Raw genomic sequence first — 12,957 nt, 5'->3', positions numbered from 1 at the left:
GTTTGCGGTCACTTAAGGCAGGTTTGACTGCTTTTCGGCCATGGCCTGGGCGCAGGCATGGGCGCTGGCCCAGGCCCACTGGAAGTTGTAGCCGCCCAGCCAGCCCGTGATGTCCACCACCTCGCCGATGAAGAACAGGCCGGGCTGGGTCTTGCACTCCATGCTCTGCTGGGACAAGACCTTGGTGTCCACGCCGCCCAGCGTGACCTCGGCCTTTTTATAGCCCTCGGTGCCCGTGGGCGTGATTTCCCAGCGCATGAGCCGCTCGGCCAGCCGCAGCAGGGCCTTGTCGCCGGCCTCGTTGATGGGCCGCTGCAGCTCCGGCATCCGCGCCACCCAGGCATCGGCCAGGCGCGCGGGCAGATGCGCGGCCAGTTCGTTTGCGACCAGCTTGCGCGAATGCAGCTTGGCTTCGCTCAGCACCTGGGCCATGTCCACGCCGGGCAGCAGATTGATCTGCAGCGGCGTGCCGGGCTTCCAGTAGCTGGAAATCTGCAGCACGGCCGGGCCCGAGAGGCCGCGGTGGGTGAACAGCAGGTCCTCGTGAAAGCTCACGCGCTCTTTCTTGCTGCCGGTGCTGATCTCTACGGGCAGGGCCAGGCCGGCCAGTTCCGCATAGGGCTGCCAGGAGGCGCCATCGAAGGTCAGCGGCACCAGGCCCGGCGTGCGCTCCACCAGTGGCAGCCGGAACTGCTGGGCCAGACGATAGCCGAAGTCGCTGGCGCCTATCTTGGGAATGCTCAGGCCGCCGCTGGCGATCACCAGGTTCGGGGTCTGAACCCTGCCGCGCTCGGTCTCGATCTGATAGCTCTCGCCGCCGTCGGAGCCGGAGGGGGATACGTCTATGCTTTTGACCTGGCAGGGCTGCCAGTGCTGGACGCCGCCGTCGGCGCATTCGGCCAGCAGCATGGCGATGATGTCCTCGGCCGAGCGGTCGGCAAACAGCTGGCCCTTGTGCTTTTCATGGTGGGCAATGCCGTGCTTGTCCATCAGCGCGATGAAATCGGCGGGCGTGAAGCGCGACAGCGCCGAGCGGCAGAACTGCGGGTTCTGCCCCACGAAATGCTTGTGCGGCGCGCGCACGTCCAGATCGCGGTTGGTGAAGTTGCAGCGGCCGCCGCCCGAGATGCGGATCTTCTCCGCCACCTTGGCCGCATGGTCGATGAGCAGCACCTTGAGCCCGCGCTGGCCCGCCTGGGCGGCGCAGAACAGGCCGGCAGCACCGGCGCCGATGATGATGGCGTCAAACATGGAGGAATTCACGGCAGGAGAGCAGCAGAAAAATCGGCCGGCGTGCAGGCGTCGGCGCTGAATACGGGTCCCCGTGGGGGACAAAAGAGCGCTTATTTTCGCCCAGAGCCGCAAATTTCTAGAATCGCGGCCATGAATATCCCATCGCATCAGCTCAGCATGACCGTGCTCATGTCGCCCGACATGGCCAATTTCTCCGGCAATGTGCACGGCGGCGCCATCTTGAAGCAGCTGGACCAGGTCGCCTATGCCTGCGCCAGCCGCTACGCGGGCCGTTATGTGGTGACGCTGAGCGTGGACCAGGTGATGTTTCTGCAGCCCATCCATGTGGGCGAGCTGGTGACCTTCCTGGCCAGCGTGAACTACACGGGCAAGTCGTCGATGGAAATCGGCATCAAGGTGGTGGCCGAGGACATCCGCAGCCAGGTGGTGCGCCATGTGAACAGCTGCTTTTTCACCATGGTGGCCGTGGATGACAACAAGAAGCCCGTGCCCGTGCCCCTGCTGCAGCCGCAGACCGAGGATGAAAAGCGCCGCTGGCAGGCGGCCCTGATCCGCAAACAGCTGCGCAAGGACATGGCCGAGCGCTTTGCTCAGATCCGCGTCACGACCAGCGCCAATATCGCGCCCACTGCCTGAAGCCCATAGAACGGCTCGCCCTAGAAGAAACAAGGCCGCATCTGCGGCCTTGTTTTTTGCAGGCTCAGGCCGCGATGCGCTGCCCCTGCTGCGTCTGCCAGGCGGCAATGCCGCGCACCACGTCGCCGACCACGATGATGCTGGGGCTGCCCAGCTTTTGCTCGGCAATGCACTGCGGCAGGTCCTGGAGGCAGGTCAGCGCATGGCGCTGCTGGGGCAGGCTGGCGTGCTGGATCACGGCCACGGGCGTGCTGCCGGGCAGGCCGGCGAGCAGCTCGTCGCTGATGCGCTGCACGCCGCTGACGCCCATATAGATCACCAGGGTCAGCTTGGCCGCATGGGCGGTCGTGGCGATCTGGCGCCAGTCGGGGCCGCTGTCGCCGGGCTTGGCATGGCCGGTCATGAAGATCACGCCATGGGCGCGGTCGCGGTGGGTCAGAGGCGCGCCCAGGCTGCTCAGGCCGGCCAGGCCCGAGGTGATGCCGTTGACCACGCTCACCTCGATGCCGGCTTCGCGCAGATGCTCGACCTCCTCGCCTCCGCGACCGAAGATGAAGGGGTCGCCGCCCTTGAGGCGCACCACCTGCTCGCCCTCATGCACGGCGGCGATCATCAGCTTTTCGATAAAGGCCTGGGGCGTGCTCTTGCAGCCGCCGCGCTTGCCCACATAGACGACGCGTGCCGTGGGCGCCGCATGGGCGACGATGGCATCGCTGACCAGGTCGTCCACAAACAGCACGCTGGCGGCCGCGATGGCCTTGGCGGCCTTGAGGGTGAGCAGCTCCGGATCGCCGGGCCCGGCGCCGACCAGGGTGCAACTGCCCTGAGGGCGGGAATTCGTGGAAAGGGCGGACATGGGAGTGCTCTTCAATCGGGGTTGCGGTGCAGCGCTTGCAGATCTGCGTGAGTCTGCGCGCCGGGGTTTTGCATGGCCGCATGCAGGGCCAGTATCTGCTGGATCTGCGCGACAATCGGCGCGGGTACGGGACGCCGGCCGGCCAGCATGTCTTCAATCAGCCGGGCCGTCTGTGCGGCGTCCAGGTCCTGTTCGGGCGCAGTATTGTCGCCGTCGTCGGCCAGCTGGCTGCTGTGGACGGCGGAGCGCTCGAAGCAGATCCGGCCCGCAATCAAGCCCATGCTGGCGGGTTCCCTGTGGGGCGGGGCCACGGCCTCGCCCTCGCTGCCGCGCAGCAGCAGGGCGCTGGTGCCGCGCAAAGCCAGGGTCTGGGCCATGGACTCGGCATAGGCCGGATGGGTGTAGCTGGCCAGCACCAGGCCGCAGCGCCGCAGATCCGGTCCCTGCATGGGGTCCAGCAGTTTGACCAGGCTGTGGGCCGGGTTGCGCAGTCCCATCTGGCGGCGCAGCTGCAGCAGCCGCTCCAGCGGCGCAAGCAGATGGCGGGTCCGCATCCAGGCCATGTCGCCGGGCTCCAGAGCCATGGGGCGCTCTATGACCTTCCAGCCCAGCTCCTGCCATACAGCTTGTGTGCCTACGCGTCGGCTTTCGGTATCGCAGCCATGCACCAGCACGGCCAGGCCCTGGCGGGCCAGCAGGCCCGCGAGCAGCGGCGTGAGATTGGCCAGTTTGCGGGCCCCGTTGTAGCTGGGGATGACGACCACGGGCCCGGCCGAACCGTCCTGTGGCCAGGCTGGCAGGCGCTGCAGCGTGGCGTCGAGAAAGCCCGCGAGCTCGTCGGCGCTTTCGCCCTTGAAGCGCATGGCGATGCAAAAGCCGCCCAGCTCCAGATCGCTGACCCGGCCGTCGAGCAACAGCCCCATCAGCTCACAGGCCTGGGCCCGCGTCAGAGAGCGCGCGCCCTTGCTGCCGCGACCGATTTCCTTGATGTAGTGGCTGATGCTCATGATTCACGCAATTGTCGCCATAAAAACCATCGGTTGTCAGACGATTTGGTTATATAAATCAAACCGGCTGCGGTCCGCCTGCCGTTCTACCTTGCTGCGTCAGCCGCGCTGCCAGGGCTTGCAGCTGGGATTGCGCAAGCTCAGCGACAAGGCCCAGCATGCGGTTGTTCCTCAGGGCCTCGGCAGAGGCCAGGACGGCCAGGCGGCTGACTTGACGCGAAGCCTGAAGAGGGCGGAACACGATCTGCTCCTGGTAGAACATCGCGAACGATGCCGGCACTATGGCCACGCCCAAACCGCAGGCCACGAGTGCCAGAACATTCACCAGCTGACCGGCCTCGTGGCGTATCAGCGGCGTGAAGCCGGCCTCGGCGCACAGCGCGACCGTGCGGTCAAAGTAGTCGGTGTCCTGATAGCGCGTGAAGCCGACAAAGGGCTGATGCACGGCAGCCTGCAGATCCAGCATTCCGCTGCCTCCGGCCAGCGGGTGTGAGGCCGGAACGGCCAGGCAATAGGGATCATCGATGCCGGCTATTTCCAGTTCGTCGGCTTCCTTGTGGCCGGGGCGGGCAAAGCCGAGTTCCAGTTCCCCCTGACGCAAGGCCCGCTGTTGCTGGGAGGAAATCATTTCGCGGGCCTCGATCTGCACCTCCCAGCCGGCCTGTGCCACGGCCTGCAGCAAACCGGGTAGCAGCGACTGCATGGTCGAGGGCACCAGCCCCAGGCGCAGCACGGTCTGGCTGCTGCGTTCGCGCTCGCGTGCCCGCAGCGGTGCCTGCTCGGCGCGCGCCAATATGGCGCGCGCATCTTCCAGTAGCGACTCGCCCGCGGCGGTGAGCTGCATACCGCGCGGCAGGCGGATGAAGAGCTGTGTGCCGACTTCGTCCTCGAGTTGCTTGAGCTGCTGAGACAGCGGCGGCTGGGCGATGAATAGCTTGCGGGCCGCTCGGCTGACGTTGCCCTGCTCGGCCACCGCCACGAAGTAGCGCAGATGTCTTAGTTCCATGGCTGAATTTATCCATATTCTAAAAGTATGATTTTTATATCAATTCGGTGTTGGATATATGAATTAAGCAAGGCAACACTGCCGGTCTTGTTCGTTTTGAGATGCATGTCCAGGCATGCATTGCCTGTCTCATGCAAGCCTTGCAAAAAACCGTGTCCGCCAAGGGACTGAACCTCCGCGAGGTCGAAATGCCGTCACCTGCCGCAGGCGAGGTGCTGCTGCGGGTCCATTCCACGGGAGTCTGCGGCACGGATCTGCATATCGATGCCTGGACGGCGAGCTATCACTTCCTTGAGGCTGCGCTGCCGGTGACCGTGGGCCATGAGTTCAGCGGCGAGATCGTGGCCAGAGGCGAGGGTGCCGAGCATCTGCCTCTGGGGCAGTTGGTGGCAGTGCGGCCTTCTGTTACCTGCGGCCGCTGCTCCAGCTGCAGCGCGGGCGACTTCGATGCCTGCACCACGCGCCGCGGTATCGGCGTCATGCGCCATGGCGGCTTTGCCGAGTATGTGGCCGTACCCCTGCGCAATTGCGTGCCGATTCCGCATGGCGTGGACCCCGAGGTTGCCGCATTGGCCGAGCCTCTGTCGGTGAGTTTCGAGGCCGTGCGCACGGGCAATGTGCAGCCCGGCGATCGGGTGCTGATCCTGGGTCCCGGCAATATCGGTCAGGGCATTGCACTGTTTGCCCGTGCCGCGGGCGCCTCCCAGGTGGTGGTTGCCGGTCATGGCGATGCCGCGCGGCTCGAGGTTTTGCGCTCCATGGGGTTCGAGGATTTGCTGGACTTCGAGGGGCAGGACATCGACGAAGCCCTTGCCGCGTATACGCAAGATGCTCTCTTTGATGTGGTGATCGAAGCCACGGGGGCGGCGGCCGTGCTGGCACCGGCCCTGCGTGCGCTCAAGACCCATGGTGTTCTGGTGATTGCCAGCATTCATTCAGCCCCTGTGGCGCTGGACCTGACGGCCCTGGTGCGACGTCACCAGCAGCTGCGTGGCTCCTATCGCACGCCCGAGCGTTGCTGGCTGGAGGTCGTTGAATTCATGCAAACCCATCAGGATCAGCTGCGCCTCATGATCACCCACCGTGTGCCGCTGGAGCAGGCCCGGCAGGGGTTTGATCTGGCGCGCGCGCGCCTGGCGAGCAAGGTGCTGATTCAACCCCGGGCGGGGCGGGCATCATGAGCGCCGCTTTTCTGGCCTTGTGGAACGATATCGACCGCCCCGAGGCTCGCGCAGAATACGAGGCTTGGCATGCCTTCGAGCATGTTCCCGAGCGCGTGGGCCTGCCTGGCTTTGTCTACGGCTACCGCTATGTCGGCGCATCCGGGTACTTCACGCTTTACGGCCTGGAGTCGCTGGCGGCCCTGGACTCTGCCGAGTATGCGGATGTGATCGCCAATCCCACCCCCTGGTCGGCGCGCATGAGGCCGCGCCTGAGTGCCTTTATGCGCAGGCCCTGCAGGCTGCAGGTGCAGGCAGGAGTGTCCTGCGGTGCGGCGCTGACGACGCTCAAGGCCGTCACCACCGACGTGCAGGCCTGGGCCGCACAGGCAGCCCGCTGGGCGGGCCAGGCGGTGCAACAGCGGCTGCTGCTGCGTGTCACCGCGGGCGCGGCGCCCGTCGAACGCTCTTTGTACTACCCCGTTGGCGGGGAGCGCATTGCCGAGCAGGCTCAAGGGGAAGTCACGGTGGTCATGCTGGCCGAGCATCTGGACGGACCGACATGCGCCCAGGGTGCCCAATGGTGGGCCGACCGAATGCAGGCGCATCACCTCGAAAAGCCGACGCAGCAGGCGTTTGCCCTGCAAACCCGGGTATACCGTTCGCAGCTTGCCCTGCCCGCCAGCGGACGCCTGCCGCCATTGATGGAACTGATGGCTGGATACGCCGATTGTTGATCCGAGATTCTGGAGACATAAAGATGACAAAAAAAACCATGCCCGTGCGCCGGGCTGCCCTGCTGCTGTGCGCCGCCGCCTGTCTGCCCCTGTCGGCTCAGGCCCAGGGCAAGGCCGACTGGCCCACCCGTCCCATACGTCTGATCGTCGGCTATGCCAGCGGCTCCTCGCCCGACGTGCAGGCCCGTTTGCTGGCCGAGCCCCTGACCAAGGCCCTGGGGCAGCCCGTGGTGGTTGAGAACAAGGGGGGCGCCAGCGGCAATATCGGCGCCGACGCCGTGGCCAAGGCCAGCGACGGCCATACCATAGGCGTGATCGGCAACGGCCCGCTGACCAGCTCCAAGTTCCTCTACAGCAAGCTGCCCTACGACCCGGTCAAGGACCTCGCGCCGCTGGCCATGATCGGCTCGGCGCCTCTGGTGCTGGTGGCTCCCAAGTCCATGGCCGCGAATGCCGAGGCTTATTTCAAGGCGCTCAAGACGGGAGCTCAGGGCAACTACGGTTCGGTGGGAACGGGATCCGGCGGTCACCTGGGCGTGGAGCTGATCAAGGAAGCCATGGGCCTGAATCTGCAGCATGTGCCCTATAACGGCGGCCCGGCTGTGGTCAACGCCTTGATGGGCGATCAGGTGCAGATGGCCTTGCTGCCGGCCTCCACCGTCATGCCCCTGGTCCAGTCCGGCAAGCTGGCTGCTCTGGCCGTGAGTTCCAGCAAGCGCAGCCCCCTGGCGCCCGGCGTACCGGCCATGCCCGAGATCGGTGCCGGCAATGTGGACATCGAAGTCTGGAATGCGGTCATGGCACCGGCCTCCATGCCTGCCGAGCATCGCGCCAAGCTGGCCGCGGCCCTGGAGAAGATTCTTCATGCTCCCGACATTCGCAGCAAGCTGCTGGCTCAGGGCTGGCGCATTGACGATACCAGTGCCGCCTCGCTGGCCAGGCGCATCGAAAACGATGCACGCATCTACGGCAAGCTGATCACGCAAAAGAACATCCGCCTCGAATGAGTGCGGCCGGCGCGATCTGAGGCGCCGGGATCCTACACAGCGTCCCCGTTGCTGCGGCGGATGCCGCTGTCATCGGCTTGACAACGGCAGGACTCTGCCGCGAGCCCCGTCCATTAGAAAAAGAGAGACTTCATGAACCTCCACGGCCGCCCCGCACAATGGTCTATAGCACGAGAGGGACTTGTGCTGTGGATGAACATTGATCACATTTCGGGACACGGAGCGCGCGTACCATGTGCGCTGTTTTTGAGGAGCATCCGACATGACCGGCAACGCATCTATGACCGACGAACTGATGGGCCAGCTGCAGGGCGAACCCATGCAAGGGCTGGCGCAGCAATTGGGCATCGATTCCGCTCAGGCCGAGCAGGCCGTGGGCGTGGCCCTGCCCATGCTGTTTGGCGCGCTGGGCCAGAACGCCGCGCAGCCGCAAGGAGCCGCAGACCTGCTCGGCGCGCTGCAGCGCGACCATAGCAGTAGCAGCGGCGCCCTGGATCTGGGGGGGCTGCTGGGTGGCTTGCTCGGCGGAGCGGGCGGCGGCGGCCTGGGTGGCATCCTGAGCTCGGTGCTGGGCGGCGCAGCTGCGGCAGGTGGCGCCAATGCCTCTCAGGTGGATGGCGGCTCCATACTCGGCCATATCTTCGGCGGCAACCAGCAGCAGGCCGAGTCCCAGCTGGGCCAGGCCACGGGCCTGGGGTCCAATGCGGGCCAGCTGATGGCCATGCTGGCTCCCCTCGTCATGTCTTTTCTGGCCAAGCGCGTGCAGACCCAGGGCATGGAGGCCGGCGATCTGGGCAATGCGCTGGGCCAGGAGCACAGCCAGATTCAGGCCCAAGGAGGAGCGGCGGGCGGAATTCTGGGCAGCCTGCTGGACCAGAACGGCGACGGCAAGCTGGACATGGGCGACCTGCTCAAGCTCGGCGGCAGCCTGCTCGGCGGACGACGCTGATTGTCATTTGATGACAGCATCAAGGCAGCTTCGGCTGCCTTTCCCACATCTGCATGCGGGCATCGCCTGATTGCCGCAAGGCAGCCAGCTACTCACACTGGTTTCAGCCATCATGCAGTGGTGCATGATTTGCCGATCCCGAAAGGAGGACCTGATGACGACCGTAGCCGATATCCTGCGCGCCAAAGGCACTAGCGCCATTCACAGCGTTGCCCCCTCCGACACCATGCTGGCTGCGCTGCAGCTCATGGCCGACAAAAGCATAGGCGCGCTGATGGTGCTGGAAGACGGCGCGATTGCGGGCATCGTGACCGAGCGCGACTACGCGCGCAAGATAGCCCTGCAGGGCCGCAGCTCGGCCAACACCGAGGTCAGCGAGGTCATGACGCGCAAGGTGCACTGCGTGCTGCCGCACCAGACCAGCGAGGAGTGCATGTCGCTGATGACCAGCAACCGCATCCGCCACCTGCCGGTGGTCAATGCGCAGCGCCAGCTGCTGGGCCTGATCTCGATCGGCGACATCGTCAAGGAAATCATTTCGGAGCAGCAGTTCACGATTCAGCAGCTGGAACACTATATTTCCGGTACCAGGCAGATAGGCTGAGCGCCAGCAGCTATCGATACGATAGTAGATGAAGGGCGCCAAGTAGACGAAAGGCGGGCAGGGCCAATGCCCGCTATTTCTGCGTTTGCGGGCTGCAGGTTCTACACTTGCGGCCATGAGTTTGCTGATCCTGGGAATCGAATCCTCTTGCGATGAAACCGGCGTGGCCCTGGTGCGCACACCGGACGGGCAGGGCGTACCCGCCTTGCTGAGTCATGCGCTGCACAGCCAGATCGAGATGCACCGCGCCTATGGCGGCGTAGTGCCCGAGCTGGCCAGCCGCGACCATATCCGCCGCGTGCTGCCGCTGACCGAGAAGGTGCTGGCCGATGCCGGAGTCCAGCTCGATGACGTCGATGTGGTGGCCTTCACGCGTGGCCCGGGCCTGGCGGGCGCCTTGCTCGTGGGCTCCGGCGCGGCCTGTGCCATGGCTGCGGCGCTGGACAAGCCCGTGCTCGGCGTGCACCACCTCGAAGGCCATCTGCTCTCGCCGTTCCTGAGCGCCGATCCGCCGGAATTTCCGTTCGTGGCCCTGCTGGTCTCGGGCGGCCACACCCAGCTGATGCGCGTGGATGGCGTGGGGCAGTACGCCATCCTCGGCGAGACCATAGACGATGCGGCCGGCGAGGCTTTCGACAAATCGGCCAAGCTCATGGGTCTGCCCTATCCGGGCGGCCCCGTGCTCTCCAAGCTGGCCGAAGGCGGAGATCCTCTGGCCTTCAAGCTGCCGCGTCCGTTGCTGCATTCGGGTGATCTGGACTTTTCCTTTGCGGGCCTCAAGACCGCGGTGCTGACCCAGGCCAAGAAGCTGGGCGACGAACTGGAAGAGCGCAAGGCCGATCTCGCGGCCAGTACCCAGGCCGCGATCGTCGAAGTGCTGGTCAAGAAAACCCTGGCCGCGCTGGAGCAGACCGGCATGAAGCGCGTGGTGGTGGCCGGCGGCGTGGGGGCCAACAAGCTGCTGCGCGAGCAGCTAGACGCCGCCTGCGCCAAGCGCAGGATTCGCGTGCACTACCCTGAGCTGCATCTGTGCACCGACAACGGCGCCATGATCGCCATGGCCGCGGCCATGCGCCTGCAGGCCGGGCGTCAAGAGGCGAGTCGCGACTATGCATTCGATGTGAAGCCGCGCTGGCCGCTGGATGCGCTCAAGTAGGCAGGCACAGCCAAGAAAGCTTGCACCCTGTCGCTCTTGTTTCCCAATGTTGCACTGTTGATGGCCGGCAGATTCGCAGCTACGCAGTCCAGGGCAGACTTCATGACGCAGCAAAAACTCTTCGCCGAGCTGGGCCCGGGATTGCAGGAACTTCCGGTAGAGAGGCTGCGTTGGCACAAGCCAGCCACGAGGCCTAAAGTCTCGGCCTACTCCTGCCGGACTATATCGACCGAGATTTCGACCGCAGGTATCGCACCGCGGTTCTCCAGCCAGTGCGTGGTGTTCCTATCCTCGGGCCAGCCGACTCCGGGCCCATAGTCGGTAGCGATGCCGTCTCTATGGTCGGTGATCCTGCCTTGCAGGATGTAGACGGTACCGGGCCGGTCTTTATGGTCGTGAATCGGTCCGAAGACGCCTCCCGGCTCGATGGTCACCATGCGCATGCGCAGCCGGCGTCCCTCCATGACTTCGATTTCGGGGCCGAGGTCAAGCGATGCTAGCAATTGCACTGTTACACCCTTGGTCTCGGGTGTTGCTCGATCGTTGCTCATGGTGCGCTCCTTTCCGGATATCAGGATCTGCTGGCCTCGGGTTCTGAGCTGGTTGCACCGTGGCGCAATCCGCACTCGGTGCTGCCGTAGGCAGTGTGATCTGTGATCAACGCGTCGGGAAGAGATAGTCCATGCAATTGTTGATATGGCGTGGCCGAGCCAACGAGAAATCAAGTCACTTGCCGGTTTGGGAGACGTTTCAGTGACCGTCTGCTGAGACTCGGACGATGGCTTCCACGTTGCAGCCTGTGCCCCAGACTTTCTGGGCTGAGTGCCCGAGCCGGACTTGGCTCCGCGAAAGCAGGAGAGTGCACTCGTCTTGCGAGTACGGTGATCTCAAAAAAACGCGCCGACTATCGAAGTTGCGCTGATATTGAGTGCTTGGTGATTTGGACTTCCGCGGCCGGGCCCTACATTCGGCCGGAATAGATGCACTTTGTTGCATCCGCTTGCTTTGTAGCCAATGCCAAACTCGGTTCAGCCAACGCAAAAATGAGAATTAATCAGCCAATCACCCAGCGCGAGTTTGAGATTTCCGACGGGGCGACCCTGATGTCGACGACCAATCTGCAAAGCCATATTGCGTATGCAAATGCGGCATTCATTGCCGCCAGTGGTTTCGATGCAGCGGAGCTCTATGGCGAACCGCACAATATAGTGCGTCATCCCGACATGCCCAAGGAAGCCTATGCCGATATGTGGCGGACCATCAAGGGCGGGGAGCCCTGGACTGCCGTGGTAAAGAACCGGCGCAAAGATGGCGATCATTATTGGGTTCGTGCCAATGTCTCTCCCATTGTTCGCAATGGCCGGCACCTGGGCTATGTTTCGGTACGCACCAAACCCACTCGAGAGGAGGTGAAGGCGGCGGAGGCTTTCTACGCCGACCTGCAGCTCGGAAAGGCCAGGCACACGCTCTTCAAGGGCCTGAAACTGCGCAAGGGCCTGCTGGGGCGCTGGGGCTCTTTACCGGTTCGGTGGCGCCTGCGGCTGCCAGTCATGGCGGTGCTAGCCGCCGGACTGCTTGGCATCGGCATGATGTCTTATTCCAGCTCTCCGGCCATGGTTGCCGCAGCCCTCGTGCTGGCGGCGATCGCGGCGCTCTGGGCGATAGAGCGGCAGGTGGTCAAGCCCATCGAGCACCTGGCAGAGCATGCGCGTCGTGTGGCGGCAGGAGAGTCCGGGCAGATGCTGCACATGAACCGGGTCGATGAAATCGGCATGGCGGCGCGCTCCATCAACCAGGTCGGGCTGATGTTCCGCTGGATCATTGACGATGTGAGCCATCAGGTTCTGACGGTGCAGTCGGCCAGCACGGAAATTGCCAAGGGCAACGACGATCTCAGCGCCCGCACCGAGCAGTCTGCCGCGAGTGTCGAGCAGAGTGCCGCGGCCATGGAGCAGATGAACCACAGCGTCAAGAACAATGCCGAGGCTGCGCAGCAGGCATCGGAGTGGGCAGCATCCGCATGCCGTGCAGCAGGGGATAGCGGAGTGTCGGTCAAGCGGGTGGTTGACACGATGGGGGCCATCACCGAGGCCAGCAAACGCATAGCCGATATCACCGGCCTGATCGACAGCCTGGCGTTCCAGACCAATATTCTGGCTTTGAACGCCGCGGTGGAGGCTGCGCGCGCGGGTGAGCAGGGACGTGGGTTCGCGGTGGTTGCGGGCGAGGTCCGCAATCTGGCACAGCGCTCGGCCCAGGCGGCCAGGGAAATCAGATCGCTGATTCAGGACAGTGTGGATCGCATTACGCGCGGCGGAAGTGAGGCTGATGAGGCCGGTCGCATGATCGCAGAGGCCGTGTCACAGGTACAGCGCGTCGCAGACCTGATAGCAGAAATCAGCCAGGCAACGCTGGAGCAGTCGCGTGGAGTCGGCGAAGTCACGTCCGGCGTGTCTCAGCTGGACCATACAACCCAACAGAACGCCGCCTTGGTCGAGCAGTCCGCAGCTGCGGCCCAAAGCCTAGCATATCAGGCCACGCAGCTGGTGTCTGCGGTGTCGGTCTTCCGCTCCTGAGGGGTGATC

General features: G+C 64.5%; 13 protein-coding genes. 8 read left to right on the top strand and 5 right to left on the bottom strand.

Going from position 1 to position 12,957, the window contains the following annotated elements; genetic code table 11:
- Positions 1-12: 12 nt before the first annotated feature.
- Positions 13-1,251: a BaiN/RdsA family NAD(P)/FAD-dependent oxidoreductase gene (locus tag AB6724_RS17225; protein ID WP_369339801.1), complete on the bottom strand. Its 1,239-nt coding sequence runs from the start codon at positions 1,249-1,251 to the stop codon at positions 13-15.
- A 132-nt stretch (positions 1,252-1,383) separates the two neighbouring features.
- Here AB6724_RS17225 and AB6724_RS17220 point away from each other — a divergent pair, with 132 nt between their 5' ends.
- Positions 1,384-1,890, top strand: coding sequence for an acyl-CoA thioesterase (locus AB6724_RS17220; RefSeq protein ID WP_369339755.1), 507 nt, complete (start codon positions 1,384-1,386; stop codon positions 1,888-1,890).
- A gap of 64 nt (positions 1,891-1,954) precedes the next feature.
- Here AB6724_RS17220 and cobA read toward each other — a convergent pair whose 3' ends face one another.
- From cobA to AB6724_RS17205, 3 genes are read right to left on the bottom strand one after another with little or no spacing between them, the layout of a single operon-like run.
- A complete protein-coding gene (cobA, locus tag AB6724_RS17215) occupies positions 1,955-2,746 on the bottom strand; it encodes a uroporphyrinogen-III C-methyltransferase (RefSeq protein ID WP_369339754.1) in 792 nt (263 codons plus the stop codon).
- An 11-nt stretch (positions 2,747-2,757) separates the two neighbouring features.
- A complete protein-coding gene (gene ybiB / locus AB6724_RS17210; RefSeq protein WP_369339753.1) occupies positions 2,758-3,753 on the bottom strand; it encodes a DNA-binding protein YbiB in 996 nt (331 codons plus the stop codon).
- 58 nt (positions 3,754-3,811) lie between these two features.
- The gene (locus AB6724_RS17205; RefSeq protein ID WP_369339752.1) at positions 3,812-4,759 is read right to left on the bottom strand and encodes a LysR substrate-binding domain-containing protein; all 948 of its coding nucleotides are present in this window, start codon (positions 4,757-4,759) and stop codon (positions 3,812-3,814) included.
- Positions 4,760-4,890: 131 nt separating this feature from the next.
- On the opposite strand from AB6724_RS17205, the gene AB6724_RS17200 reads away from it, so the two are divergent.
- The 6 genes from AB6724_RS17200 (at position 4,891) to tsaD (ending at position 10,372) form a co-directional block, all read left to right on the top strand.
- On the top strand, positions 4,891-5,940 hold the full coding sequence (locus AB6724_RS17200; RefSeq protein ID WP_369339751.1) for a zinc-dependent alcohol dehydrogenase: 1,050 nt from the start codon (positions 4,891-4,893) through the stop codon (positions 5,938-5,940).
- Entirely contained in the window at positions 5,937-6,656 is a 720-nt protein-coding gene (locus AB6724_RS17195) for a hypothetical protein (protein ID WP_369339750.1), read from the top strand. Before AB6724_RS17200 ends, AB6724_RS17195 begins: the two co-directional genes overlap by 4 nt.
- 38 nt (positions 6,657-6,694) lie before the next feature.
- Complete coding sequence (locus AB6724_RS17190) at positions 6,695-7,663, top strand: Bug family tripartite tricarboxylate transporter substrate binding protein (protein WP_369339800.1); 969 nt, start codon at positions 6,695-6,697, stop codon at positions 7,661-7,663.
- A gap of 262 nt (positions 7,664-7,925) precedes the next feature.
- The gene (locus tag AB6724_RS17185) at positions 7,926-8,612 is read left to right on the top strand and encodes a DUF937 domain-containing protein (protein WP_369339749.1); all 687 of its coding nucleotides are present in this window, start codon (positions 7,926-7,928) and stop codon (positions 8,610-8,612) included.
- A 154-nt stretch (positions 8,613-8,766) separates the two neighbouring features.
- Positions 8,767-9,216 carry a CBS domain-containing protein gene (locus tag AB6724_RS17180; RefSeq protein ID WP_369339748.1) on the top strand — a complete coding sequence of 150 codons (450 nt, stop codon included), beginning with the start codon at positions 8,767-8,769 and terminating at the stop codon, positions 9,214-9,216.
- Positions 9,217-9,331: 115 nt separating this feature from the next.
- Complete coding sequence (gene tsaD / locus AB6724_RS17175; RefSeq protein WP_369339747.1) at positions 9,332-10,372, top strand: tRNA (adenosine(37)-N6)-threonylcarbamoyltransferase complex transferase subunit TsaD; 1,041 nt, start codon at positions 9,332-9,334, stop codon at positions 10,370-10,372.
- A 206-nt stretch (positions 10,373-10,578) separates the two neighbouring features.
- Here the strand turns inward: tsaD and AB6724_RS17170 are convergent, their stop codons facing one another.
- A complete protein-coding gene (locus AB6724_RS17170; RefSeq protein ID WP_369339746.1) occupies positions 10,579-10,881 on the bottom strand; it encodes a cupin domain-containing protein in 303 nt (100 codons plus the stop codon).
- A gap of 534 nt (positions 10,882-11,415) precedes the next feature.
- Here AB6724_RS17170 and AB6724_RS17165 point away from each other — a divergent pair.
- Positions 11,416-12,948: a methyl-accepting chemotaxis protein gene (locus tag AB6724_RS17165; protein WP_369339799.1), complete on the top strand. Its 1,533-nt coding sequence runs from the start codon at positions 11,416-11,418 to the stop codon at positions 12,946-12,948.
- The last annotated feature ends 9 nt before the right edge of the window (positions 12,949-12,957 follow it).

This window comes from Comamonas guangdongensis, assembly GCF_041079535.1.
Taxonomy (GTDB): Bacteria; Pseudomonadota; Gammaproteobacteria; order Burkholderiales; family Burkholderiaceae_C; genus Comamonas; species Comamonas guangdongensis.
The sequence above is the reverse complement of the archived record's forward strand: the minus strand, read 5'-3'. Positions and strand labels throughout refer to the sequence as shown.

What these genes read in the sequence shown, in the direction of transcription:
- AB6724_RS17225 (WP_369339801.1), bottom strand. Translation starts at nt 1,251, where the DNA reads ATGTTTGACGCCATCATCATCGGCGCCGGTGCTGCCGGCCTGTTCTGC.
- AB6724_RS17220 (WP_369339755.1), top strand. Translation starts at nt 1,384, where the DNA reads ATGAATATCCCATCGCATCAGCTCAGCATGACCGTGCTCATGTCGCCC.
- cobA (WP_369339754.1), bottom strand. Translation starts at nt 2,746, where the DNA reads ATGTCCGCCCTTTCCACGAATTCCCGCCCTCAGGGCAGTTGCACCCTG.
- ybiB (WP_369339753.1), bottom strand. Translation starts at nt 3,753, where the DNA reads ATGAGCATCAGCCACTACATCAAGGAAATCGGTCGCGGCAGCAAGGGC.
- AB6724_RS17205 (WP_369339752.1), bottom strand. Translation starts at nt 4,759, where the DNA reads ATGGAACTAAGACATCTGCGCTACTTCGTGGCGGTGGCCGAGCAGGGC.
- AB6724_RS17200 (WP_369339751.1), top strand. Translation starts at nt 4,891, where the DNA reads ATGCAAGCCTTGCAAAAAACCGTGTCCGCCAAGGGACTGAACCTCCGC.
- AB6724_RS17195 (WP_369339750.1), top strand. Translation starts at nt 5,937, where the DNA reads ATGAGCGCCGCTTTTCTGGCCTTGTGGAACGATATCGACCGCCCCGAG.
- AB6724_RS17190 (WP_369339800.1), top strand. Translation starts at nt 6,695, where the DNA reads ATGCCCGTGCGCCGGGCTGCCCTGCTGCTGTGCGCCGCCGCCTGTCTG.
- AB6724_RS17185 (WP_369339749.1), top strand. Translation starts at nt 7,926, where the DNA reads ATGACCGGCAACGCATCTATGACCGACGAACTGATGGGCCAGCTGCAG.
- AB6724_RS17180 (WP_369339748.1), top strand. Translation starts at nt 8,767, where the DNA reads ATGACGACCGTAGCCGATATCCTGCGCGCCAAAGGCACTAGCGCCATT.
- tsaD (WP_369339747.1), top strand. Translation starts at nt 9,332, where the DNA reads ATGAGTTTGCTGATCCTGGGAATCGAATCCTCTTGCGATGAAACCGGC.
- AB6724_RS17165 (WP_369339799.1), top strand. Translation starts at nt 11,416, where the DNA reads ATGAGAATTAATCAGCCAATCACCCAGCGCGAGTTTGAGATTTCCGAC.